Raw genomic sequence first — 24,832 nt, 5'->3', positions numbered from 1 at the left:
CTCTACTTCATCTCTACCCATTTTTCATTGTCCATGATAAAGGGCTTAGCTAGACCTTCGCCTGTGTAGTCCTGGTATTTGGTCTCCAAGTATTTGTAAACATCTTCCTTGGTCGCAAATTTGATGGCTTGGTAAGGCTCTTCAAAGGTTAGCTTTTCAACAAAGAGATAGCCGTCCTTTGCAGGAACCAAGACACCGACGTGGCCGACAAAAAGGGTATTTCCGTCTAGGTTATCATGAACGATAACGGAAAGCATGCGTGCATTTTCATTGAACTTGAAGTTTGAAAAATACTCTTCCATCTTCTTGGCATGGACTTTGACATCCGTTGTCGCCTCTGTCGGAACCCGTGAATACAGAATGTTAAAAACTTCCTTGTCTGCCTCATCGAAGATCTTCCCTTTGTCAATGGCATCATTATCCACGAACAAGAGTTCACTATCCGCTTTCATCTTAGGAATCTCGATGCGATTCTTCAGCAAGGTATAACTATTGATCCGGCAGTTGGTCCCGACAAAATCGCCCTTCTGCTTGGTCCATAAGTCACTGATCTTCTCGACATTGTAGTCTGTTTTCTTGAACTTGCTGAAGTCACCCGTCAAACCGACCGAGCCGACAATGCTATCATAGTCCGTTACTAGACCAAGAAACTTGTCTACACTCTCCTGATCCAAATAAGCAGACAAGAGAGTGCGCACTTCTTCGACACTAGCCTTGCTATTGAGGTTGCTGTATGTTCCCTTGTAGTGCTCCTTGTCTGAACTAGATTTCTGCACAGTGGAAGTTTCCTTCTTTTCCTTGGATTGCTTTTGGTTGGTCCCACAAGCTACTAAAGCAAAGATCGCCAAAGCACAGCTAGTAAGGAGCATGATTTTTTTAGATGGTTTCATAGATTGGTTCCTTCTCTATTGATTAAAATATTTGTACCATAAATTTTTCATATTGATAATCCTTCTCCTATATTATAGTTTAAAACTGGCTTTGCTCCAACTATTTTTTACGAAATGAGAAAAGTTAATAAACAGCAAAAAGAGCTGGCAAATTGTCCAGCTCTTCAATATGTTATAAAAATCAAAATTAAAACTATTGTTTAATTCAACCAATCTATTTTTGCATGTTCTATTGCATACTCAGCTTCTTCTTGAGTAAATTTTCTATTTTCAACAAGTATTTTTAATAGCCTTTCTTTCGAAATGTTGCCACCGTTTGAAGAAGATTCTGCTTCTTTCACAGCGTTCTCCTTCCAATCGAAATGAACATGTTCTATGGCATAATCAGCCTCTTCTTGAGTAAATTTGTCAATATTTATAAGTTGCTCAACCAATTTATTTTTCGAATAATGAAACTCTTGATATGATTTTGCTCTTAAAAGTGCTTGCTCTTTCCAGTCTACATTAAGCTTATTTAAAGCGTACTGAGTAGCATCCTCTGAATAGCTGTTGCCATACTTAGTAAGATAAATTTTAATTTGCTCCTTCGATAAATGCTTTTTTGACCAAGATTTAGCTTCTTCATATGCATATGTATAATCTGGATCTAGTAAAGTTGGAGGAAATAGTCTTTTCATAAACATATTCATTAATGATTCTAAATCATCCTTATTTTTTCTATCACTTGAAGAAGCGTATTCTTGTTTTGATGATTCTAAATCATCCTTATTTCCATCACTTGAAGAAGAGTATTTTTGTACAGGATTAGTCAACTGTGATCCTGAACGTGAATTTATCCATTTATTATAACTTATTTGATACTCAATTGCCATCAGAGCTAGCATTCCTGCAAATAATCCAAAAATTGTAAAAATAAATATCAAAAATTTTTTCATAATGACTACCTTTACTTGTTTTTTTCCAATGGAATCTTTCATCCTCTTGAACTACATTCATTAGTATTATACCATGAAATATTGTTCATTTTTATTTACTAGTGTAAAAGTCTCTATGCTAGTAAATAAAAAAGTGACTGCATTTCAACTGCAATCACTCGTTCAATGTGAGATAAAAAATAATAAAGGATTATTTAATCTTGTGTTTGTTCATCTTTTCTTCAAAGATGGCTGTCATAATCTTGCGGAGCTCTTCTCCTTCTTTTTCAGGAAGGTCCCCTTGACGTTTAGCCACGGCATAGAGTTCAGGGGATTGCTTGGCTACACGCTCAACTGTCTTGGTCGTCGCATGCCCTCTGACAAAGAATGGAATACGTTTGATCCATTCTTGCGGGACTAAAGCGAGCAACTTCTTCGCCGCTTCTTTATCAGTAATCTCAGCTGTACTCAAACCTTGGTTGATTTGTTCTTGTTCTTTTTCTGTAAAATCTTTTAATTCCATAGTAAATTCCTCATTTGTTTATCTATGGACACATTATACACCTATGTAGTGAAAACTACAACTAAAGGAACCGAAAAATAGAGCAAGGGCAAGTCATCCCTCACTCTATCTCTTAATCGTAAAATCTTATGAAGGATATTAATTTCCGATTTACTGTGGAGCATCACCCTTTTGCTTTAAATAATAGTCACTTGCCTCAGTTAGTTTTTTATAATAATGATCGTAACTCTTACTAAATTGTCTAATCAGCGGAATAGCGACCTCATAGTAGTGATGGTCCATCAAAAATGTTTTCAGTTGATCTTGAATATTTTTCATTGGACTTGTTTTGTAATCATCACTGTTCAAATAGCGATCATAAATAGAAATTGTGTCCTTATTTTCATTATGCCACTTTTCATTACTTTCTATCGTAGCTATTTTAGATTCATCAGCCTCTTTTAAGTTCTTCAAATCAATAGTAAAATTATTGTTTAATTTAACCAATCTACTTGAGCATGTTCTATTGCGTACTCCGCTTCCTCTTGAGTAAATTTTCTATTTTCAACAAGTATTTCTAATAACCTTTCTTTCGAAATATTGCCACCGTTTGCAGAAGATTCCGCTTCTTTCACAGCTTCCTCTTTCCAATCGAAATGAACTTTTTCTATAGCATAGTCAGCCTCTTCTGGAGTAAATAGATCAACATCTACAAGTTGCCCAACTAACTTTTCTTTTGAATAATGAAACTTTTGATATGATTTTGCTCTTAAAACAGCCTGCTCTTTCCAGTCTATATTAAGCTTATTGACAGCGGACTGGGAAGTATACTCTGAATACCTGCCATACTTAGTAAGATAATTTTTAATTTGTTGCTTCGATAAAGGAGATTTCTCTGACCAAGATTTAGCTTTTGCATATGCCCTTGTACTTACTGGTACTAGTAAATTTTCTTTCGGTTCTGGAAAGCTTGATCTATGATGAGCCGCTTCATAAGCTCGAATATATTCATTATATATCATAGCTAACATTCCTAACATCAATCCAAACATTGTAAAAATAAATATCAAAAATTTTTTCATAATGAATACCTTTACTTGTTTTTAGTCTAATTTGTTATTTTGTGCTTAATAAAACAATATTGTCACTCAACACTAGGAGAATTAACTTCTCCAGTCACTCAAAACAATTCCTATAGAATCCTTCAATAACGGTTTTATTAATCCCTGTTTAAATATAGCAACTCATTCTTAATGATGTTAAAAAATGAGTTGGTTCCATAAAAGACTCAACATTTGTGACAGGACCACCAGGCAATGTCATTCCTTGCCTAGACTCTTTCTCACGATCCATAACAAGAACTCTATCGCCGTCTCTTACCATACAAAGATTTGTGAATTCTAGAGTCTCATTCATAGCCCTATTTCCTAGCTATGTTTCCATTTTTTCTTATCGACAGCCTAACATTTCATCCTAGTCACCTTTTAGTTGCACTTGCGTATGGGCTAGCAGGTCTCCTAGATGCCTCTTATCATTTCTAAACATTGTCATTGCCAGTAGCAAAACTGCGAGTAGAGTTGCTGAAAACGAGAGGATAATGGATAACACATCAAAATCACTATAGAAACCATGAATCGTGCCCATATGACCGAGTTGCCAAGGTAAAAATTTGATGACATTTCTAATCAAGCTAGCCTGCACTGTTTTTTTCTGGTAGACCAATTCAAGTCCCGCTTTTACCTTCCCAAAACTGCCACCATTTTTATAATCAAAGAATGTGAAAAGGAGCGTGATTGGCAAAATAGAGGTGAAAAATACAAGCCACTGCGACTGAATTTCTGTAAACTCTGGGACACCATTAAAAAAGATGATGTAAATAAGCATCGAACCTAAAAACAGAAGAACTAGGTAAGCTAAAATGAAAAGATAATCAAACAGAAATTCTGTCATTCTTTTTTTTAACGAAATAGGATTGATTGCTAACATCTTCATCACCGTCTCCCCCCTTCTCATCTCCTATTATAATATAAGGGTGCGAATAAAGATACTATTTATAAAAAGAAGCCCGCAATCTCTCGATTCCAGGCTTCTTTCTTACTAATCTTCCCTATAAATAACAAATCCATTTGGTTGGATGATCAATCGATCATCGGAAATGGTCCCATGGCTGATCAGATCTGCTTGTCTTCTTTCTAATACAAATTCTTTCTTAGAGTGGTTAAAGTAGGCTTTGAGAATGTGACCTTCATGCTGCCATTCTACTGCCACTACATCTGGCTCTACTTCTTTCAGACTCACTTTACCATGCTGGATAACGCCCGCTACTTCTTTTCGGAGCTGGATCAAGTCCTTCATAAAGTTCAGCATGTCATTGTCTGCTGACACGCGCTCCCAAGGCATGACACGCCGGCAATCCGGGTCTGGGCCGCCGATGAGGGCTAGCTCCGTCCCATAATAGATACAAGGCGTACCCCGTTGCAGATAGAGGAAGGTGAGAGCAGACTTGACAGACTGAAGATCCCCTTTGGCCGTCGTCAAGATGCGCTCTGTATCATGGGAGTCTAAGAGGTTAAACATCACCTCAGAAATCTGCTGCCTGTAATACATGGACTGGCTATTGATTTCCCAAATGAAGCGTTGCGTCTCCTTATGCCCCCGCAGGAAATAATCCTTGATACTTTCAGAGAGGGGATAGTTCATCACCGCATGGAACTCATCGCCCTTGAGCCAAGGTTGGGACGAATGCCAGATTTCCCCGAGGATATAGAGATCCGGCTTCTTGGCCAAGACCGCTTTACGGAAATCCCGCCAGAATTGATGGTCGATCTCATTGGCCACATCCAGTCGCCAAGCATCAATATCAAACTCTTCAATCCAGTAAGTCGCCACCTTCAAGAGATAGGCCTTCACCTCAGGATTAGCCGTATTGAGCTTAGGCATAAAGCCCGCAAAGGCAAAAGCATGGTAAGATAAGTTGCGACTATTCCACAGATTTTCTGAGGAGACAGGGAACTCTTTGATATGGAACCAGTCCTTGTAAATCGAATCCTCCCCGTATATGACCACATCCTGCCATTGGGGTGAATCATAGCCAATATGGTTGAAGACGGCATCCAGCATGATCTTCATCCCACGCGCATGGGCCTCTTTCACTAGCTGGCGGAAGGTCTCCTTATCTCCAAAATGTCGATCAATTTCAAAATAATCAATGGTATCGTACTTGTGATTGCTCGGCGATTCAAAAATCGGGCAAAGATAGAGCCCTGTAATCCCTAGATCCTGCAAATAGTCCAAGTGATCGATGATCCCTTGCAAATCACCACCAAAGAAATCCAATACTTGAGGAGCAATAGAGGCATCCCAAGGACGAACACCTTCTGGGGAAATGGCTGGATTCCCATTGGCAAAGCGCTCAGGAAAGATTTGGTACCAAACCGTCTGAGCCACCCAATCTGGAACAGCACACCCATCAATCTCATGGATAAAGGGAAGCTTAAAACCGTTCATGACGAAGTCCAGGTTCTCCTTGTTGTAGGCTGCCACACCCCGATCTCCGTACAAGACCTTCTCTCCCGCTGTGTCCTCTAATTCAAAGAGGTACTGGATCCGGGCATGGCGGACAGATACCGACACTTGCCAATAATCAAAGAGGTCGTCGGTCGTCACCTTGTCCATTTCCTTAGTTGCCTCATAAAGATCCTCTATAAAAATAAAGGGATCCCCATAGTGCAAGACAATTCGTTTGATATCTTCTTTCTTGGTCCGGATGCGAATGTGAAGCTGGCCGTCCTTATAAAGATAGGCGTACTCCGATTCAGGCCTGTGATAAATCGCTGTTAATTCCATCTGTCTCGTCTCCTACTATACTCTCTTTTCATCATTTACCAATTTATGCAAACGATTCCATAAACTATTTCTAGTATACTACTTTATAAAAACGTTTGCAAGATTCTGAGAGATCATTTTAGATTACTCACTTTTTATAATTGTATTGCAAAACAAAAAGCCCAGCAATTGGGCTTAAAGATTTTTGTTGAAGCAATGACTTTACCTTATAAGCATCACTTTATACTGTTTCCTACTAAAATATACTACAGATCTATATTTCTGTTAATAGTTTATTGAACAGTTGTTCGAGCTTACTAGTATCTCCATAAACTGTTCCATCCATATATAAGTGATAGATATCATCATCTAAACCAATTGAAATTTCACATTCATACCCTTTCATCAAAGCTAAAGAACGGATAACTTCTCGTTGAGTACGACCATTTCCTTCTCGAAATGGGTGAAAATAATTTAGATTATCTAATATCTCAGCTAAACTTTTACAAATCTCAATTTTATTATTTGCGTTAAGTAAATAGTTTGAAAGCAAGGTATTTAAAAATTTTTCTGCCATATCAAAAGACTGAACTGGCATAAAAGCATTTCCACTTTTAGAGATATTTACTTGACGGTATTGACCTGCCCAAGTATACATTCCTTCAAAAAGAAACTTATGAATCTTTAAAATATCTGAAACAGTATTTACTTCAATTGGATTAATAAACAGTTTTAAACTTTGGCTTGCTACTAAACGATATTCTAATTCTCGTGCTTTATTATCATTTTTCTCATTAAATTTATTTATGAGAACAGATGAATGGGGATAGGTGTATAAATTATCAGGGTCTATATAATCATACCCATCATATATTTTTCTGACCATTATCCAACTCCTAATGCAACTGCCTCTTCTCTCAGTCGCTCCACGTCTTCTACCGTGGGATGCCATCCTTCAATCATATTGGTGCTCAGAGCAAACCAGACGCTCTTAAAAACCTTTTTGTTGTCAAAAATCACACCCATAATCATCATTTTTTCTTTATCTATATCTAAGGTCATATTCTACCTCCGTCCTATTATTATAGCATATTTTCAATCATTTTAGTTCTCCTATTTAGTACTTACCCTACACAAAGAGCCCAGCGATTGGGCTTTCTCATTATCATAATAACTTATACTCATTCCTTACTTGTATGCCGCTTTCCAAGACTTAGCGCTTGCTCTTCTGACATTTCAACTACTTTCGCAAAGTTGGTATTTCGTGGCATGCTATCTTTAGAATACCAATAAACATCCGCACTCCCATTTCTGGCCACATAAACAACTGGAGCTAGTTGAGGAATTGGTGCTGCAGGCTCGACAGGTTGGACTGGCTGAACTGGCTCTACTGCTTGACTCGGTTGAGGGGCTTGACTTGGTTGCGTCTCTACAGAAGGACTAGCAGGTTGAGGTTGACTACTTGGTTCTGTCGGCACTAAAGATGGCTTGGCAGTCCCCTTGAGATAGTCAATGGTCGCATTCTTAGAGTAGTTGTCCAAGGTAACGGTGGTGATCCCATAAGCATCTACTGACTCTTTGGGACTACTTAAATTGATTGGTAGAAGGTTGCCATCTCGATCAATTCCTACATATTGCAAGGTCACCTGCCGAGGAATTAATTCATCCCCCGTATAGACCGGAGTCACCTTGTAGTCCAGCCAATAATTGGGGTGGGTGGATAGCCAGCTATCGAGTCGTTTCTCGTAGTAGAGCATGCCCTCCACATTGCTATCTGCTGTCCCTTTATAATTCCCCGTATTGGTCCAGGCAGTTAGAGGAACCAGATTTTTCCCTTCATTGGTCAGACCGCTAAACTGATAGCCGATCAAATGCCCTCTATGGAACAACCAGGCCTTCTTTCCTTTATTTCCATAAGCAATCTTATAATTGTGCCAGCCAACCGGATTATAGCTGAGACGTGGTTCTCTTTTTTTCTTTGGCTCATCCTTGTCCTGCAGCTGAATATGAGCGGAGGTTGCACGACCCAAATGATCAAAATCCCCCAGTACTAGCTGCTTATTGCCATTAAAAGGCAGTAGATGAAGACTCTGGTAATCGAGTCCAGTTTGCTGAGCTTGGGCCCCTTGAACAACGACCAAGAACATAAAAACCGAGACTATCGCAACAATAACATTTTTCAAAAACCGTTTTGTAACCATGATAAACTCCCGTATTACTATCTAGTATTATTATAGCAGAAAAAACGGTTACAGACATAGAAGATAGATAATTTCTTCTCCTATTTCAATTATATGTTTTTAATGAGTTTATTCTCACTTTAATATTCTTTAGTATATAAAATACGGACTATTATTTAAATACATAAAATAATACACAGCTTTCCTAAATCAACTTATATTCATACCACTCTTCATCTACTTTCTGAAATCCCAAAGCCAAAAACATTCTTTGACTTTGAGTATTAAAAGGATAAATTTGAGCAGTTACCCTAACCATTTCTTTCTCTTTGGCCATCTGTATCATTTCAGAAATACACCGTCTTCCGATCTGTAAATTCTGATACTCTTTGCTGATCACTATAGAAAGCTCTGAATTATCTTGAAGAGTCACATCTCCAACTAACACTCCCTCATATTGGATATAAAAGCAAGAACCATGTGAAGTTAGATAATCATACATTTTATGAAGTTTTGTAATATCGTAAATCTGATCAGTATTATCCACTTGTTTGCAAACATCACTATCTTGATACCAAAGAAGGGAGATGGCATCATTCCTATAATAAGGTATAAGAGTGATCTGATCATCTACTATTCTATTCATTATTACTTATTCTTATTTCTATTTAGAGGTTTCTTCCGATACTTCAATATTCCCCATCACCCAATTGGACATCTTTTTGCCCTTGTCTTTATAAGGATTGGGAGGAAACAAGGTGAAAGGGGGAATGCTGGCATCTGGGAAGAATAGTTCTACGCTTATCGTTCGCTCGCGATTATGATCAACGTAGGCTGTAAAATAGATATGGTAATTTCCACTAACATCACCACCATTATCATACTCTCCTCTAGCAGTATTTGGTAAGAGCGTCACAGATTTTATGTCTTGCTTTTCCTGAGCTAAGTGTGCGATGATCTCCTCCTTAATAGTAGCCTCATGATTTCTGACGAAATTCCCATCATCACTATATCCAGGATGCTCACTAAGAGAATAGAAAACAATAACCATCAGAAAGGGGAGAGAAATTAAAAAAATAATCAGCTTATTCGATTTTAACATGGAGGTTCCGCATCCTACTTATAAAAAATCTTGACCCAATCCTGCTTTGCACTAAGGATACGAGCAACATACACCCTATGCTTCTCAATATAATAAAATGTAAGATAGTTCTCTATTGGCATATAACGATAGGGTTTTCCATCATTCGTCATCTCACCATAGCCCCGGCTTGATACCAGAGGACAGGCTTCTGGAAAGAGTTCTAGGGTCTCAAGAGCACTCAATAGCAAATCGACTTTGCCATCTGCAGCTTGCTGGCTATAAAAATTCACAAGAATATAGTCGTGAATGTCACGCAAGTCCTGCTTAGCACGATCTGAAAGAAAGACCTGATAACGTTTCAACTTAGTCAAGACCAAATTCCTTTCTCACATCGGCTACAGAAGTAACTTTTCCTTGAGCGATTTCCTGGTGCCCCACTAAAATCTCCTTCTTCAAATCCTCAAAGGCCACTTGATACTGCGTGTTCTGCAAATCACTCGAAACAAAATCTTCTGGATCCACAGTCCCGTTGGCAATTTTTCGAAGTGCTGCATTTAGGACATCTGACACAGAAATTTTTTGATCCGCAAGCACCTCTTTTGTTTTCTGGTAAAACATCGCATCTGCTCGAAAATTCACTGCTTTCGTGTTTGCCATTTCTACCTCTCCTTTGTACATACAATTTGTATATACATACTACCATAAGATAGAGAGGGGAATCAAGTAAAAAATGGATTCTTCTTTCACTAAATCTAATTGAGGGATACCGAGAGTTAATCTATATTCTTTCTCGGGGGTCATCTGATACCTATTAGAATCAACAATTTAAGTAGATTCCACATCTTAATTTAACAACTCCAAGTAATTTTAGTCAATTATATTAGATATATTTTATTAAATTCTTTATAGTAAATTCCTATTTCTCTAGCCAAGAGAACGCTTGGTTTAACATCTCTTTTGTTTGTCCAATGATACACGGTCCATGAGAAATAATAATATTCTTAGGTTCCCATTTCTTTATTTTATGATAACTCTTCAATGCTTGTTTTTTACCAAATAAAAAAGTCATTCTTAAATCTCTTGGTGTTTTACCATTTGGATAGTGATTATCACCTATTTTTAACAGTAGCTTTTCAAAAATCGATAAATTTTCTGTTTCTATGTTTTCAATAAGATCCGTTAAAATTAGAGTTGAACTTTCAGTATGGAAAAAAACAACCTCTTTCACGTAAAAACTTCCCTCAAATGTTGTAAAACAAATTTCCTCGTTCCAATTGGCTTTCTCTAGTTCATGACCATAATATAAATTCATTCCCGATTTTCCGGCACGCTTTTGAACACCACTAGCTAGCCATACTTCTGCTTCCGGAAATAGTTCGTGCCACTCATTTATATAACTATAATGTAAGACATTGGGTGCAATAAGGTGTTTTACCTCACCTAATTGCTTGATTTCAAAAAGTAAATTATCACTAGGCTTAATCGGCGAATGCACCCAAAGACCACCATTCTGCAGACGGATAACTGTCATTCTAGTTGAAAAAGGCACTTTGAAGAGTTTGAAATTCATCAGTACTTCTTCCCCATCTACAATCCAGAGGTTATCTGCTATCTTTTTTAAGGAATTGAGCGGACTATATTTTTTGACTTCCATGAAACTCTGCTTTCTAAATTAATAAAGTATAATCAATCGTTATTCTCCAAAAATGGTACCACCAAATCAATCCACTCTTGAGGCAGGTAAGCTGATAAATAGCCATGGTTATAGCCCTTTGCTTCATACAGGATCGTGTTGGGATGTAGCTGATGAAATAATTTCGCTGATGCTTTCACACAGTTCAATTCTTTTTCACCGTAGATATACAGAACCTGCGCTTTACTAGCAGAAATCGTGTCCTTGAGCTTGTAACGCCCCATATAGGTTTTGTAAATAGTCACCAATGTTTTGATAGGCGTCCTTGGCAGATCCTCCAAATAATAAGCTTTTAGTTCGTCTGAATAAGCCAATTTAGAATAGAGTTTGTCCATCATGCTTAACTGGAGTTTGCAAGAGAATTTACTGAACATCAGTTTACCAAATAGTGATACTAGAAAGATGCTGATTTTAGCTAACCTTGGTTGAGGAATACAGAGGCTTCCGTCTATGATGGCCTTCTCAGCAATTTCGCTGTCTAAGGACAAAAGCTCCATAGCAATTTGACCTCCAAGCGAAACACCACCAATCGCAAACAACTTCCCGCCACAGTGTTCTTTGATATAGTCTAGGATCTCCAAAGCAGAATCTTCCGTAGAAACATAATCAAGTTGATATTCTTCGCCGTGGCCATTCAAAGTAGGTAAAATAACACGGTATTCTTCTGATAAGATCCGTGCTTGGCGAAGATAATTCCACCAAGAACTGCCACCGCCATGTATCAGCAAGATAGGAGGCAAATTCTTATCACCAAATTCATGGAATTTCATGTTTAAACTCCTTACTGTGGGATTTTCACTAGATACATCCATATTAAATCATTTTGAACAAGCAGTGATACTGCCTCAACATGTGATGCTAGCAAACATCTATATTATCGAACGAAAAGTGACTAGTATGGCTTTGTTATTATATGATTGAACGAATTTATCACTTTAAGAAATGTAAAAACCTACCGATAAGTCTTCATCAGATTCATGTGGTTTCCAAGCTACATTAAAACCGTAGCTATAGCTCCAATCTGGATGCCAGTCCTTATAATATGGGACACGACTGTATTTGCCAAGTGTCACTTCATCCTCCTCTGATGATTCCTGACAGGTTATCCCAAACTGGATACCATCAAGTTCCCAGTAATTTCCCCAAACATATTCATAAGAAATGACATCAACCCAGCGGGAAGCGTCAATCTCAAAGTCGGTACATAACTTTAACGATTGGAAAGTACTATAGTGCATATTGTAAGGTTTGATATGTATAGCGCAGTCAACGTGATACTTTTCATAATTGGTATTCAATAGGATAACCTTCATTGGAATGGGAACGCCATTCAGTTCCAACCACCAGTATCCAAGTTTATTGTGCAAAATATCAAAATATTCGTCTGTTGCTACTGATTTAGAAAAATCATTTATTTGCAAACATCGACCTGACCTTAATAATTCAGCTGCAATCTCTCTTGCTTTCCCTTTATCAAAATCAGAGTAACGCTTAATCACACGCTTTAACTTGTCAATTGGATATGAGATGTCTTTTTGCGAAGCCTGATATATCTTCACAACATGAGCAATCTTTTCAACGTCGTTGATTCCAACAGGTACAACCACAAAATGGTCTTCCCCGATTGATTCATCCTCACAAATATAGATGTATTCCTCACCAAACTCTGAAAAAGTGACTGATGCAACTCTGTAAACTATATCTGATGAATTTGAATCAGTTTCTTGATCAGATAGCTCCTTCTCTTTACTATCTAAATCTATCCACTTATAGAAAGTATAACGATTTGGATTCTCATCCTCACCGAATACCATCAAGCTATGACAATTTGGACATTGCCAAGCATAGTACGAAGCATCAGTAATATCATAATAATCAATCTTATTATTTTCATCTGCGGTATCCGTTATCTCTTCCCATAACTCATCCGAGAATACCGAAAAAGCATTCGGGTCTGGAGCAGCATGGTCATTCATTGGATATCCGCATTGACAAGTCCACTTACCCATAATATAACTCCTACAGCTAGTAACCAATCTTACCGTTTATCGTTTTAGCATATTATACCACGAAACAACACAAAAAACTGCAACCTTTCGATTGCAGTTTCCTACAAGTCAACTTCTCTTCCTTCAAGGAAAGTTACAGGAATCTGCCCACTTCCTGAGATTGTGATGTTGTCGAGAAATTGGCACATGATATTCCTGTCAAAATAACTACTCAACTTGACCAAAATCCTATCCAGTTTACCATCTCTACAATCCTATATCAGTCGGTAAAAGGCATCACCACACTATGCAGTTCTCTGTTACCGTATCGTTTCGTCTGTTTCCCTCCTCATTCTATGAGACCTATACCCCATGATACCTTCTCGACCTTCGGTTTCACCTTGTCGCATGGGCGGATCATCTTTCTTTTCTAGGAAATCAAGGAAATAAGGCGACTTGGCTGAGATATGGTTAATCATGAAATCAAACATGAGATAGTAGTCTTGACTGAGTGCCTCAATATCGCTCCAATCTCCAAAACCCTCATCAACCTTGGTATAGTCCACGGGTGCAAACCCGCGGTCGCCTGACGATGGAAAGAAGGGAAGAATGTGGACACCACCGACCACATCTTTCAAAGGGCCTTCTAAGACCTGCTTCAAGTCTTTCAGATTTTTTCCAAGACTGTCTGAATAGGTAATTAACATTGCTTAATTTTTACTTTCATAACTTGCTCTATTTACCTTCCTCAAAGCGTTTATAGACTGCTATAAATTCCTCAGCAATCGTTCGAAAACCTTCTGCACTCAATAACTGATCCTCAGCGTGCATCAGAATTAGACCTGTTTGGTTTAATTCCCCATTCATTTCTTTTGTCAAAAGTGAGTGGTGAGCATTGTGTCCCTGTACAAATGCTTCTTCGCCTTGTTTAATTCTATCTTTAGCCTGCTCAAATTCACCCTGCTTAGCCAATTGAATAGCATCGATGTACATAGATTTTGCTGTTCCTACATAGGTGATAATTTGAAAACACACTTCGAGTACTTTTTCGTCCATTTTAATGCCTCTCTTACCAATCTTCGTCTTCTAAATCGCTTGTTTCTTGTATTTCAGCTTGTAAAGCTTGTTTATCCATCTGTTTAATAAACGGATAATAAACAAAGAAAGACATAACCAAAATAAGTGTTTGCAACAAGGCTGTTTTCCAACCACCGATGATAAATCCTGAAATAATTGGAGGACAAGTCCACGGAACTTGAACGGCACCATACATAGGTGTCAGTCCAAAATAAATCGCTGAATACTGGATGATACAAGATAAAATAGGCGTTAATATAAAGGGAATTGCTAAAACTGGATTCATTACAATCGGCAAACCAAAGAGCACCGGCTCATTGATATTAAAGATGGCTGGAACCATTTCAAGACGTCCAAGAATTTTTAGTTGTTTTGATTTTGCAAATGCAACCATGTAAACTACCAAACCAATCGTAATCCCGGCACCTGTAACATTGATAAATTGATCAAAAAATTGAATCGTCACAATATGACCACCATTGGCTAGATTTAATTCAAGGCCCTTATCTAAAATGGCTTGGTTTTCCAAAGCATTCGCCTGTAGCAAGCCACTCATGATGCCACCAACTACAGTTGAGCCGTGCACCCCAAACATCCATAAGAATGGTACAAGGAAACACATAAGCACCGCACCAAACAATGAGTCAGTCAAGCCTTGCATTGGTGTTTGAATAAGATTATAAATCACTTCAATCGTTGTGACCTTAAACAATTGTTCAACAAGTCCGACAAAGATCGTTGCCGCTGTGATGATAACAGTAGCAGGAATCAAGGCTGAAAATGCGTTGGCTACACCAGTTGGTACGCCATCTGGCATTTTGATTTTGATATTTTTCTTCAAAAACCAAGAATAGCTTGCTCCTACAATCAAACCAACGATAATGGCACCAATCATCCCTTTCCCGGAAGTCCAATCCTTCAGAATAATGTTACCAACTACATCCCCATTTTTAGAAATCAAACTGGAGGGCTGGATTAGCAAGAAAACTGCTAAGGCAATGACACCTGCCCCAAGCGGCTCCTGTTTTTCTAGCTTAGCATAGGTATACGCAATCCCAATGACTGTTACAATCGCACTGATATTAAAGGTCGCACCAATTGCTTGATTGAGAACAGGGGTAATACCACTAGTTTCTAACATCGTTGCTAGAGCTGGAACTGGAAAATTGGCCAAGATAAGAAAGATGGAGCCAACAATCAACAATGGCATAGAGAAAACAATACCATCTTTTATCGCTGTTACACCTTTGGTATTGACAAAGGCCATCATCCGATCAACAAACTTTTTAATTAGTTTATCCTTCATCATCTTCTCCTTATTTTTTCATCATGTAAGCTTGTTTAAGAACTGCCATACCGTTTACAGTGCCATAATCAGCCATTGCAATCACTTCTACAGGAACATTGTGAGAAGCACAAATTTCTTTTGCTTTTTCAAGTTGGAAACCAACCTGTGGGCCTAATAGAGCCACATCAATATCTCCAACTCTTTGTTCCAATTCACTGATGGAATAAGCTGCAATTGTTGCATCTTTCCCTTTTTTCTGAGCCGCTTCTTTCATACGCTCAACCAAAATACTTGTTGACATACCTGCTGCACAAAACAATCCAATATTCATTTTAATTACTCCTTATAATTCGTTTCCATTTGATGTAATCACTTTTTGATACCATGTAAAGGAATCTTTCTTCATTCGTTGCAAAGTTCCTTCGCCATTATTATTCTTATCGACATAGATAAAGCCATAACGCTTCTCCATTTCACCTGTACCAGCACTAACAATATCGATACAGCCCCAAGGGGTATAACCAATGACATTTACGCCATCTTCTTCAATCGCTAACATCATTTGTTCAATGTGTTGTTTGAGGTAATCAATGCGGTAAGAATCATGGATTCCATCAGGCTCTACCTTATCATAAGCACCGAATCCATTTTCAACTATAAAAAGCGGACAGTGATAGCGATCGTATAAAAGATTTAAGCTATAGCGTAATCCCTCAGGGTCAATCTGCCAACCCCAATCGCTTGATTCAATATAGGGATTTTTCTTAGTATAAACATCTTTGAAAAGCTCTTCTGTTTCCTCAGATGCTGTAGCAGTCACTGTATCACTCATATAGTAACTCAAGCCAATATAATCTACACAACCTTCTTTTAGAGTTTCTAGATCTTCTGGTAAAATATCCAGTTTGATATTATTTTTTCGACAAAAGGCCTCGATATAGTAAGGACGCTCTCCAAAAACATGAAGATCTCCATAGTGAAATAAACGATGCTCCATTGCCTTCTGGCTAGCAAGTATATCTTTTGTATCACATGTATTCGGGTAAAATGGTACCATTGCCAGCATACAACCAATTTTGAAATTTTTATTGATTTTCCGACCCAATTGAACAACTTTTGCAGAAGCCACTGACTGATAATGGATAACCTGCTGTAGTACCTCAACTGGATTTTCATCTTCTTGATAAATGACACCAGAATTAGTCCATGAGCACCAAGGAACATTAATTGCACCTTGATTATTGATCTCGTTAAAGGTCATCCAATACTTAACTTTGTCCTTATATCGTTCCATGACGACTTCCGCAAAACGAACAAAGAAATCAATCAACTTGCGATTACGCCAAGCACCATACTTAGTAACTAGATGATAGGGCATTTCAAAGTGACTGAGTGTGATGACCGGTTCAATTTGATGAGCTAGCAGCTGATCAAATAAATCATCATAAAATTTCAACCCTTCTTCGTTAGGTTCTTCTTCATCTCCATTTGGAAAGATACGAGTCCAGGCAATCGAAGTTCGAAAACACTTAAATCCCATCTCAGCGAATAATTGTATATCGTCCTTATAGGTTCTGTAAAAATCTATTGCATCATGATTCGGATAATATTCGTCAGGTAAGACGCCATCAGTAATCTGTCGAGAGTGACTGGCACTTCCAACCGTCATCACATCGGCTATCGAAATGCCTTTTCCACCTTTATCATACCCTCCTTCAATTTGGTGAGCAGCAACTGCCCCACCCCATAAAAAGCCTTCTGGTATTTTTGCCATTTTACCAATCCTTTCTGTATTTTGTACTAGCGCTATGAACAAGTCTATTTTACGACATACTGTACCTGCTGACAATAGATATTGAGATAGAAAATAAATGTACAGTCGAACAATATTTGTTACATAAAAAAAACAAGAGTTTTCACTCCTATTTTTTTAAATAAACTTGGTAACGTAAGGATTCTAAAAAATAGACAACTGGAATCTGAGTGGTCAAATTAGTGGAACGTAGCGAGGAATCTGCGTAGGCAACTGGCATAAAGTAGGATAAATTTATATCCGATAGCTGTGATAAAGTGGAAATATCTGTATTTGTCAGACTAACAATCTTAGCATTTCTTTCTTTGAATCCCTGTACCAGAGTTAGAACTTCTTCTGTCTCACCGCTGACACTTAGAGCAATAACCAAAACATCCTCCAAATTAGAATGATGCAATTTCAGAGAATAAAATGGGTTAGTAATAGCAAAGCTAAGAATACCGATTCCAGAAAAAAGATATGAGCCATATTCTGCCAAACTTAGACTAGTACCCACCCCTAAAAAGATAACTTGTTTGGCTTGAACGATCAAGTCTGCTATCTCTGATAGTTGTTTTTTTAAAGCTTCATCTTGGACACTAGTCTGTAAAAATTGTATTGCTGGAATACCAATAGGAAAGTAGTGACGATGTTTATTTTCCTTATCTTCCGACCTTGACAAGGCATATTTTAAATCATTGTAGCTATCAAATCCCATCTTTTTCGCAAAACGAATGATGGTTGTTGTCGATAGATTTATAGATGTCGATAGCTCTCTGATAGTCATCGTAGCAACTTTATCTCTATGTTGCAATATAAAATTATACACGCTTAATTCACTATTATTTAGCCCTTTTACTTTATGATAATCAAATAAAATCATAGACACCCTTATGCTTTTGTAGTATATAGTTGTTTCATTAACATTTCAATAATGAGAATAACAGGTACCTGCGTCGTAATATTAAACCCATTTAAAAATAATTGAGGAACATGATAGGTTATGGAGCAATCAGATAGCCTTGACAATGTTGATTCCAATGTATTTGTGATGGCAATAACTGGACAACCTTTTTCCTTTAATTTTTGTACAATTTTCAATGTTTGAGAAGTCTCACCAGATTCGGATAAGGCAATGACACAAGTTTTTTCCATACTGTTTTGCAGCACTGGTTGCCAAGGATCTTCAATACACATACTAAATTTGCCAATATTTGAAAAATAGCGCGCTCCATATCGACCTAAAGTTCCAGAGGAACCAATTCCGACAAAAACAATCTGTTCAACGTTCTTTAAGATTGCCACAGCCTCCATAATCAGCTGCAAAAAAGTATCTTGCTCAGTATAATCAATGAATAGCTTCAAAGAATGATTGTCTTGATTGTTTAAAATAATTTGCTCATTTTTTAAATATTCTTTATAAGCAATCTTAAAATGGCTATATCCATCAAATCCTAGATGCTTGCAAAATCGTTGTACGGATCCAACTGATACATGTGCAAGTTGGGCCAATTCCTTGATTGTCATAGAGGATATATTTTCATTTTCTAAAATAGTTGTATAGATAGCATTTTCTATGTCGTTAAAACTTGCTACAACCTCATAACTAAACATATAATCCCTTTTTCTATCTCTATTGATTTGCTTACAATATAACAAAAAACTAATAACCAAAGTGTTCTACACTAAAATAATGGAGAGCATAATGGCTATAAAACCAAGTCAGCATTAAAATCTATTAGAAAACCAGACGAATCAGATTTGTCTAACGAGACATGGTTAAGAGAAAATACTTTAAAACAGTATTGCCTTATGTCCTAGATTATATCATATTTTCGAGCATACTTTGAGTATTGTTAGTTTATTGACTTAAAAGAAACATAACAAGAGCTTATCTCTATTAAATTGTCTCAATTTCAATCGCCCATTCTGGAGATATGTAAGGTGGGGTAGTTTCTATTCCCACAAACTCCTTGTCAATGGAAACAAACACGTACCCACAGGGTAAATGGAAATAGAAACTGATAATTTCTAGCTATCACTTCTATTCATTCCAAAAATTTCTCACTCTGATACTTCCCCACGCCAATACAAAAAGCCTTGCAATCAAGGCTTTTCATTATCCCTTTCATTCAAAGGTTTCTAGGTTTTTACGAGCAGAGCAACACACTCCACGTGATGTGTTTGTGGGACTCAAAAGGTTCAGTGAACCTTTTGAAGATTAACTACGTTTCACTAACAAACTTACACACTCGACATGATGCGTTTGCGGAAAAAGATCCACCTGCTGTACTTTCTTCAACTCATAGCCCAACTCTTGATAGAGTTTGATATCACGCGCCATGGTTGCGACATTACAGGAGATATAGGCGATACGGTCAGCTCCTGTTTGGGCGCTTGCTTTGATAAAGCTTTCGGTCAAGCCCTTGCGTGGTGGATCGACCAGGATGGCGGTTGGTTGGATGCCTTCCTTGAGCCAATTCTTCATGGCATTTTCAGCTGTGTCACAGACATAGTGGGCATTGGTGATGCCATTTAAGCTGGCATTCTTCTGGCTATTCTCCACGGCTTCGGGGATGACTTCTACTCCATAAACTTCCTTGACATGCTTGGCAACTGATAGGCCAATGGTCCCGATTCCTGAGTAGGCGTCAATGACTACATCCTCTTCTCCCAAGTCAGCAAAGTCAATGGCTGTCTGATAGAGCTTTTCTGCCATTTCGGTATTGACCTGATAAAAGGCTGGTCCAGAGATTTGGAAATCATTTCCCAACATTTGATCCGTAATATAGTCTTGACCATAAAGCGTACGCCATTCTTTTCCAAAAATGGCATTGGTATTCTGGTCATTAATATTTTGCATGACGGATTTGATAGCTGGGAAATGCTTGATCAATTGCTCGATCAACTGGTCCACACGGAAAATCTTGGGACGAGTGGTGACCAAAATGACCATAATTTCTCCAGAATGGTAGCCTCGACGGACGACAAGATTGCGAATCAGGCCTGACTGTTCCTTCTCATCATAAGGCTTGAGGTCAAACCGACGAATCAAATCCCGAAGTGCCAAGACCACTTGGTCAATGACTGGATCTTGGATATAGAAATCTTCAATCGGCATCAAATCATGGGAGTTCTTCCGAAAGAAGCCTGTCTCGACCTGACCATTGACCCGACGAACAGGGACCTGGGCCTTGTTGCGGTATTGGACAGGATGGTCCATCCCCAAGGTCAGGGGCACTTCCATATCAGTGATTCCCGCCATCTTGTAGAGGCTATCCTTTACCTGCTTGGCCTTGAATTTCAGTTGCTCCGGATAAGCCAGGTGCCCCAAGTCGGCGATTCCGCTTCGTAAATAGGCAAGATCAAGCTCTTCATTACGATGAGGGGATTTTTCTAAGTACTCCTCTACTTTTCCGTAGCCAATCTTTTTGTTGACTTTAAGCACGCGCATGCGGACAACTTCTCCTGGTAGGGCATTCTCCACAAAAAAGACCAGGCCATCGACCTTAGCCACTCCTGCTCCTTCGTGGGTCAAATCGACAATCTCAACGGTTACAATTTCATTTTTCTTTAACATGGTGTTCTATCTTTCTAAAAATTAAAAGGGGTGGAGTCCAAAACTCCTATCCCCTTATTATATCATCTCAGTCCCATTTGGTACAATTTCTTTTTATAAGCATCGAAATCGACCAGCAAGCCTTGGCCACCGTACATATCGTAGGCATCGACCCAATCCCCATTTTCTGGGATGGTCACTCGTTCAATTCCTTTTCCAGCACTTCCGACTAGTCCAAGTCCATTGGTCAATAGGAAGGAGAAGGGAACATTGGTAGACGTCATGGCAAAGACTTTCCCAAGGGCTTCAGATCCCGTAAAGAGTTTAGTTGGATCCTTGATCTGATGCATGATAGCGGACATGACCTCTTGCTGGCGACGGGTCCGACCAAAGTCTCCTTCATCATCCTTGCGGAAACGCGAGTAATTGAGAAGGGTCCGGCCATCCATCCGTTGTTTTCCAACCTTGATGGTTTGCTGCGGAACGACACCGTCTTTCATGTTCAAATCATCTGGTACTTCTACTTCACTGACTTTTTCGCCATCAACCGTTGAAAATTGTGCATTCATCTCGACCCCATTTGGGAAGAGAGTATCGATTGCTGTCGCAAAGGTCTTGAAATCGACCATGGCGTAATATTGGATATCAATGTCAAAGTTGTCTTTTAGCATCTGACGCACCAATTCAGCCCCTTGGTTGTTATTTTGCTCCCCGATAGTGAAGGCTGTATTGAGCTTCTGGTCATAGTAGCCATCATATTCAGGAATATTTTGCTGGCTGACACCATCGATATGGACCAATGTATCCCGCATGAAGCTGACCATCTTGATCTTGCCTTCTTTGTTATTGACATTAACCACCATGATGGAGTCTGTCCGTGTCTCATCTGACTTCTCACCGATCCGCCCATCTGTCCCCAAGATCAGGATATTGACCCCATCTCGCGACTTCTTGCCGTTAAATTTCTCAACGACAGCCGGTTTGGCATCTGGACCTGTCGGCTTGCTGTTGAGGCCTTTCACAAACATGAAGACCATGCCACCGATAATGAGCAAGAAAAAGAGAGCAAGCCACTTGAGGATCCGCTTGACGCGGATCTTTTTCCGTGGTTTCTTAGGTATATCGCTCGTCGCAGTAACTGCTTTTTCCTTAGACTTTTTGCTACGTGATTGGTAAACAGGGAGATCACCAATTGGTTCAGTAATCTCACCTTGCACTTCTTCTGTAGCGTCTACCTCAGGTTGAAGGGCTTCTGCTTCCTCATAAGCTCCTTGGCTTTTTTGGAGCAGATAATTGTATTCTAGTTGTTCTCGTTCATTCAAATAATGAAAATTTGAGTATAAGTACTCTAATCGCTTTCGCTCATGGTGAGATAGAAAGTTGGATTCTTTACTCATTTTTTCTCCATTCCGTTATTTTTTAAGGTATAGACCTGATACTGACCCAAGACTTTTGTCTGAATGCCCAGACTGTCCAATTCTTGATAGGCAAACTGCAGAAGGTCAGGCGCTTCGTTTAGGAGGTCAATAATGAAAAAGTATTCTCCTAAAGCTGTTTTTAGGGGGCGACTTTCAATCTTGGTTAAATTGATCCCCCGCCACGCAAAAGTAGACAAACCTTTATAGAGGGCTCCTGCCAAGTTACTTGGTAAGGTCAAGGCTAAGCTAACTTTTTGCAGTCCCGGACTTAAAGTTTCTGAGATCGCGGGCTCTGTTGCCCCTAAAATCCAAAAACGTGTATAATTGTCCTCGATTTCTTGGATGTCCTTGGCCTGTACTTCCAAGCCATACTCACTGGCTGCTGCCAGAGGGGCAATCGCTGCAATTTCCAAGTCCGGATGCTCTGCTACATAACGAGCCGCATAGGCTGTTGAAGCCGTCATTTCCATGGCCACACCCGGATAATGGGCTCTTAGAAAAGCCTTCCCTTGGGCCAAGGCCTGTGGATGCGAATAGACCGTTCGAATGGGGCGGTCTTTTTTAGCCACCAAGAGCTGTTGCTTGATGGGATAGACCACTTCTGCAACGGCCTGGATGGTCCCTTGGTGAAAGAGGTAATCAAGGGTCTCATGGACACTGCCTTCAATCGAGTTTTCAACTGGGACGACTGCAAAATCAATTTCTTGATTTTCATAGGCCTTAATAACATCTGTGATCGTTCGATAAGCGATGCGTTCAGAAGTTGGAAAACTATGAGTCACCACATCGTGGGTAAAAGATCCTTTGGGACCTAGATAGCCTACAAGCATCGAATAATCTCCGCAATTTCGTCAGGTGTTTTGTCCTTAACATCCACAATATGGGTAGCAATCGCTTCATACAAAGGCAAACGGCCATCAAAAATCTTCTTGAATTCTTCTTTGGTATTATTTAAAAAGAGGGGACGTTGCATAGCTTTGTCATTTTGAATGCGACTGTACAAGGTTTCAAAATCCACGCGCAAATAAATGTTGTATGGATTTTTTTCCAAGAGGGCACGGTTATGAGGATTGACGACAATCCCGCCACCAGGGGAAATAATAGCTGTCTCGTTTTCCAATAAACGTTCCAGCATTTCAGCCTCGCGGCGACGAAAGGCAGCTTCTCCTTCCACTGCGAAATAGTCATTGATCGACATACCGATCTCTTCAACAATTAATTCATCCATATCATGGAATTTTGGATCAAGAATGCGACCAACAGTCGTTTTACCTGTTCCCATAAAACCAAGTAAAATTTTAGCCATGCAGTAAGGTCTCCAAATCTTCAAAAAAACTAGGGTAACTGGTGTTGATGGCCTCTGCCCGATCCAGCATCACATTTTCTTCACTCACCAATAAGGCAGCAATGGCAGCCATCATCCCAATCCGGTGGTCTCCAAAAGTTTCTAAGTCTGCTCCATGTAGGGGAGTCGGTCCAGTGATGATCATGCCGTCTTCCGTTGGCACGACATTGGCTCCCATAGCATTGAGGCTATCTGCTACGACCTGGATGCGGTCCGTTTCTTTCACACGAAGCTCTTCAGCATCCGCAATCACGGTCTGGCCGTTTGCTTGTGTCGCTAGTAAAGCGATAATCGGCAATTCATCAATCAAGCGTGGAATCAACTCCCCATCAATCCGAATCCCTTTTAAGGACGAAGTCTTGACAGTGAGACTCGCAGAGACCGCTTTTTCATCGCGATCCTCAATAGTGAGATCTCCCCCCATTTCTTGAATCACTTCGAGAATCCCTGTCCGCGTTTGGTTGATGCCAACATTATTAATCTTGATCACACTCTCTGGCAGAATGAGGCCAGCCACTAACCAAAAGGCTGCACTGGAAATATCTCCAGGAACGATGACTTCTTGACCTTGGAACTCTTGTCCACCTTGGATGCGGATGGTTTTTCCATCCACCTGGATCTCTCCACCAAATTGGCGAATCATATCCTCCGTATGGTCACGCGTCTTTTCCTTCTCGATAATCGTCGATTCACCCTCAGCCTGTAAAGCCGCAAAAATGAGAGCAGACTTAACTTGGGCCGATGCCACTGGCAAACGGTAATGAATGGCTTGAAGCTGATGGGTCCCTTTTTCATGTAAAGGTGGGCAATCGCGCTCTCCCTGACCAGCAATCTCTACTCCCATCTGACGCAGTGGAATCGCGACACGATCCATGGGACGTTTGGAAAGACTATCATCTCCAATCATGGTCACTTCAAAATCCTGACCTGCTAGTACACCTGAGATCAAACGAATAGACGTTCCTGAATTGCCCATATCAAGGGGAGATGTCGGGGCTTGAAGACCTTGAAAGCCGACTCCTTGAATCCGAATCACATCCCCGTCATCTTGGATGGAGACTCCCAAGTCTCGAAACACCTGGATGGTAGAAAGCACATCTTCGCCTCGCAAGATATCATAGACCTTGGTTTCACCTGTTGCGAGACTCCCAAAAATAATGGATCGGTGACTAATGGATTTATCACCAGGCACACGAATGGTGCCCCTGAGACCCTTGCTATTGGTTCTTAATTTCATTGCCTTCTCCAGAGTGCTTTTCCTCATATTCTATCATAAT

General features: G+C 39.4%; 28 protein-coding genes and 1 pseudogene. All 29 read right to left on the bottom strand.

Translation table 11 applies throughout. The features are described 5' to 3' along the window. Window positions 1–2: 2 nt before the first annotated feature. Window positions 3–890, bottom strand: a complete 888-nt coding sequence (locus tag I2E70_RS01515) for a DUF4300 family protein (protein WP_049483176.1) — start codon at window positions 888–890, stop codon at window positions 3–5. A gap of 200 nt (window positions 891–1,090) precedes the next feature. Then, window positions 1,091–1,867: an Ltp family lipoprotein gene (locus I2E70_RS01510; protein ID WP_229060237.1), complete on the bottom strand. Its 777-nt coding sequence runs from the start codon at window positions 1,865–1,867 to the stop codon at window positions 1,091–1,093. Window positions 1,868–2,015: 148 nt separating this feature from the next. After that, entirely contained in the window at window positions 2,016–2,327 is a 312-nt protein-coding gene (locus I2E70_RS01505; RefSeq protein WP_049485929.1) for a hypothetical protein, read from the bottom strand. Between the two features lie 150 nt (window positions 2,328–2,477). Continuing rightward, a complete protein-coding gene (locus tag I2E70_RS01500; protein WP_003006842.1) occupies window positions 2,478–2,813 on the bottom strand; it encodes a hypothetical protein in 336 nt (111 codons plus the stop codon). Continuing rightward, window positions 2,801–3,388: an Ltp family lipoprotein gene (locus tag I2E70_RS01495; protein ID WP_049483180.1), complete on the bottom strand. Its 588-nt coding sequence runs from the start codon at window positions 3,386–3,388 to the stop codon at window positions 2,801–2,803. Before I2E70_RS01495 ends, I2E70_RS01500 begins: the two co-directional genes overlap by 13 nt. A 391-nt stretch (window positions 3,389–3,779) precedes the next feature. Then, window positions 3,780–4,319: an RDD family protein gene (locus I2E70_RS01490; RefSeq protein ID WP_049483183.1), complete on the bottom strand. Its 540-nt coding sequence runs from the start codon at window positions 4,317–4,319 to the stop codon at window positions 3,780–3,782. Between the two features lie 84 nt (window positions 4,320–4,403). Next, a complete protein-coding gene (locus I2E70_RS01485) occupies window positions 4,404–6,152 on the bottom strand; it encodes a glycoside hydrolase family 13 protein (RefSeq protein WP_070845502.1) in 1,749 nt (582 codons plus the stop codon). 253 nt (window positions 6,153–6,405) lie between these two features. Next, window positions 6,406–7,017, bottom strand: coding sequence for a Fic/DOC family protein (locus I2E70_RS01480; protein ID WP_023023568.1), 612 nt, complete (start codon window positions 7,015–7,017; stop codon window positions 6,406–6,408). Beyond that, window positions 7,017–7,193, bottom strand: a complete 177-nt coding sequence (locus I2E70_RS01475; protein ID WP_141760623.1) for a hypothetical protein — start codon at window positions 7,191–7,193, stop codon at window positions 7,017–7,019. Before I2E70_RS01475 ends, I2E70_RS01480 begins: the two co-directional genes overlap by 1 nt. Before the next feature lie 119 nt (window positions 7,194–7,312). Next, entirely contained in the window at window positions 7,313–8,332 is a 1,020-nt protein-coding gene (locus I2E70_RS01470) for a DNA/RNA non-specific endonuclease (protein WP_049506078.1), read from the bottom strand. A gap of 184 nt (window positions 8,333–8,516) precedes the next feature. Then, window positions 8,517–8,957 (bottom strand): GNAT family N-acetyltransferase, encoded by a 441-nt coding sequence (locus tag I2E70_RS01465; RefSeq protein WP_049483189.1) that lies wholly within the window; start codon window positions 8,955–8,957, stop codon window positions 8,517–8,519. A gap of 18 nt (window positions 8,958–8,975) precedes the next feature. Further along, complete coding sequence (locus I2E70_RS01460; protein WP_195423092.1) at window positions 8,976–9,413, bottom strand: hypothetical protein; 438 nt, start codon at window positions 9,411–9,413, stop codon at window positions 8,976–8,978. Window positions 9,414–9,427: 14 nt separating this feature from the next. Next, window positions 9,428–9,766: a type II toxin-antitoxin system RelE/ParE family toxin gene (locus I2E70_RS01455; protein ID WP_024054821.1), complete on the bottom strand. Its 339-nt coding sequence runs from the start codon at window positions 9,764–9,766 to the stop codon at window positions 9,428–9,430. Continuing rightward, window positions 9,759–10,052, bottom strand: coding sequence for an antitoxin (locus I2E70_RS01450; protein ID WP_195423090.1), 294 nt, complete (start codon window positions 10,050–10,052; stop codon window positions 9,759–9,761). The genes I2E70_RS01455 and I2E70_RS01450 overlap by 8 nt, the downstream gene beginning before the upstream one ends. Before the next feature lie 259 nt (window positions 10,053–10,311). Beyond that, the gene (locus I2E70_RS01445) at window positions 10,312–11,049 is read right to left on the bottom strand and encodes a DUF4336 domain-containing protein (RefSeq protein WP_195423088.1); all 738 of its coding nucleotides are present in this window, start codon (window positions 11,047–11,049) and stop codon (window positions 10,312–10,314) included. Window positions 11,050–11,081: 32 nt separating this feature from the next. Further along, on the bottom strand, window positions 11,082–11,858 hold the full coding sequence (locus tag I2E70_RS01440) for an alpha/beta fold hydrolase (protein ID WP_195423085.1): 777 nt from the start codon (window positions 11,856–11,858) through the stop codon (window positions 11,082–11,084). 165 nt (window positions 11,859–12,023) lie between these two features. Continuing rightward, on the bottom strand, window positions 12,024–13,097 hold the full coding sequence (locus I2E70_RS01435; protein WP_195423083.1) for a hypothetical protein: 1,074 nt from the start codon (window positions 13,095–13,097) through the stop codon (window positions 12,024–12,026). Between the two features lie 395 nt (window positions 13,098–13,492). Beyond that, window positions 13,493–13,783 (bottom strand): annotated as a pseudogene (locus I2E70_RS01430) (alpha-amylase family glycosyl hydrolase); the annotation flags it as partial. Window positions 13,784–13,811: 28 nt separating this feature from the next. Then, complete coding sequence (locus I2E70_RS01425) at window positions 13,812–14,132, bottom strand: PTS lactose/cellobiose transporter subunit IIA (RefSeq protein WP_003003528.1); 321 nt, start codon at window positions 14,130–14,132, stop codon at window positions 13,812–13,814. A 13-nt stretch (window positions 14,133–14,145) separates the two neighbouring features. Beyond that, window positions 14,146–15,459 carry a PTS sugar transporter subunit IIC gene (locus tag I2E70_RS01420; RefSeq protein WP_003003586.1) on the bottom strand — a complete coding sequence of 438 codons (1,314 nt, stop codon included), beginning with the start codon at window positions 15,457–15,459 and terminating at the stop codon, window positions 14,146–14,148. A gap of 10 nt (window positions 15,460–15,469) precedes the next feature. Further along, window positions 15,470–15,772, bottom strand: a complete 303-nt coding sequence (locus tag I2E70_RS01415) for a PTS sugar transporter subunit IIB (RefSeq protein WP_003003699.1) — start codon at window positions 15,770–15,772, stop codon at window positions 15,470–15,472. A 12-nt stretch (window positions 15,773–15,784) separates the two neighbouring features. After that, a complete protein-coding gene (locus I2E70_RS01410; protein WP_003003486.1) occupies window positions 15,785–17,215 on the bottom strand; it encodes a 6-phospho-beta-glucosidase in 1,431 nt (476 codons plus the stop codon). A 148-nt stretch (window positions 17,216–17,363) separates the two neighbouring features. Further along, window positions 17,364–18,116 (bottom strand): MurR/RpiR family transcriptional regulator, encoded by a 753-nt coding sequence (locus I2E70_RS01405; RefSeq protein ID WP_013903424.1) that lies wholly within the window; start codon window positions 18,114–18,116, stop codon window positions 17,364–17,366. An 8-nt stretch (window positions 18,117–18,124) separates the two neighbouring features. Continuing rightward, window positions 18,125–18,847: a MurR/RpiR family transcriptional regulator gene (locus I2E70_RS01400; protein ID WP_013903423.1), complete on the bottom strand. Its 723-nt coding sequence runs from the start codon at window positions 18,845–18,847 to the stop codon at window positions 18,125–18,127. Window positions 18,848–19,454: 607 nt separating this feature from the next. Continuing rightward, a complete protein-coding gene (gene rlmD / locus I2E70_RS01395; protein WP_195423081.1) occupies window positions 19,455–20,813 on the bottom strand; it encodes a 23S rRNA (uracil(1939)-C(5))-methyltransferase RlmD in 1,359 nt (452 codons plus the stop codon). 62 nt (window positions 20,814–20,875) lie between these two features. After that, window positions 20,876–22,189, bottom strand: a complete 1,314-nt coding sequence (locus I2E70_RS01390; RefSeq protein ID WP_195423079.1) for an LCP family protein — start codon at window positions 22,187–22,189, stop codon at window positions 20,876–20,878. Next, window positions 22,186–23,040 (bottom strand): prephenate dehydratase, encoded by an 855-nt coding sequence (pheA, locus tag I2E70_RS01385; protein ID WP_195423077.1) that lies wholly within the window; start codon window positions 23,038–23,040, stop codon window positions 22,186–22,188. Before pheA ends, I2E70_RS01390 begins: the two co-directional genes overlap by 4 nt. Further along, window positions 23,031–23,516, bottom strand: coding sequence for a shikimate kinase (locus I2E70_RS01380; protein WP_195423075.1), 486 nt, complete (start codon window positions 23,514–23,516; stop codon window positions 23,031–23,033). The genes pheA and I2E70_RS01380 overlap by 10 nt, the downstream gene beginning before the upstream one ends. Then, window positions 23,509–24,792 (bottom strand): 3-phosphoshikimate 1-carboxyvinyltransferase, encoded by a 1,284-nt coding sequence (aroA, locus tag I2E70_RS01375; RefSeq protein ID WP_195423073.1) that lies wholly within the window; start codon window positions 24,790–24,792, stop codon window positions 23,509–23,511. The genes I2E70_RS01380 and aroA overlap by 8 nt, the downstream gene beginning before the upstream one ends. Window positions 24,793–24,832 lie beyond the last annotated feature (40 nt).

The organism is Streptococcus parasanguinis (genome assembly GCF_015556095.1).
Classification (GTDB): Bacteria; Bacillota; Bacilli; order Lactobacillales; family Streptococcaceae; genus Streptococcus; species Streptococcus parasanguinis_Q.
The sequence above is the reverse complement of the archived record's forward strand: the minus strand, read 5'-3'. Positions and strand labels throughout refer to the sequence as shown.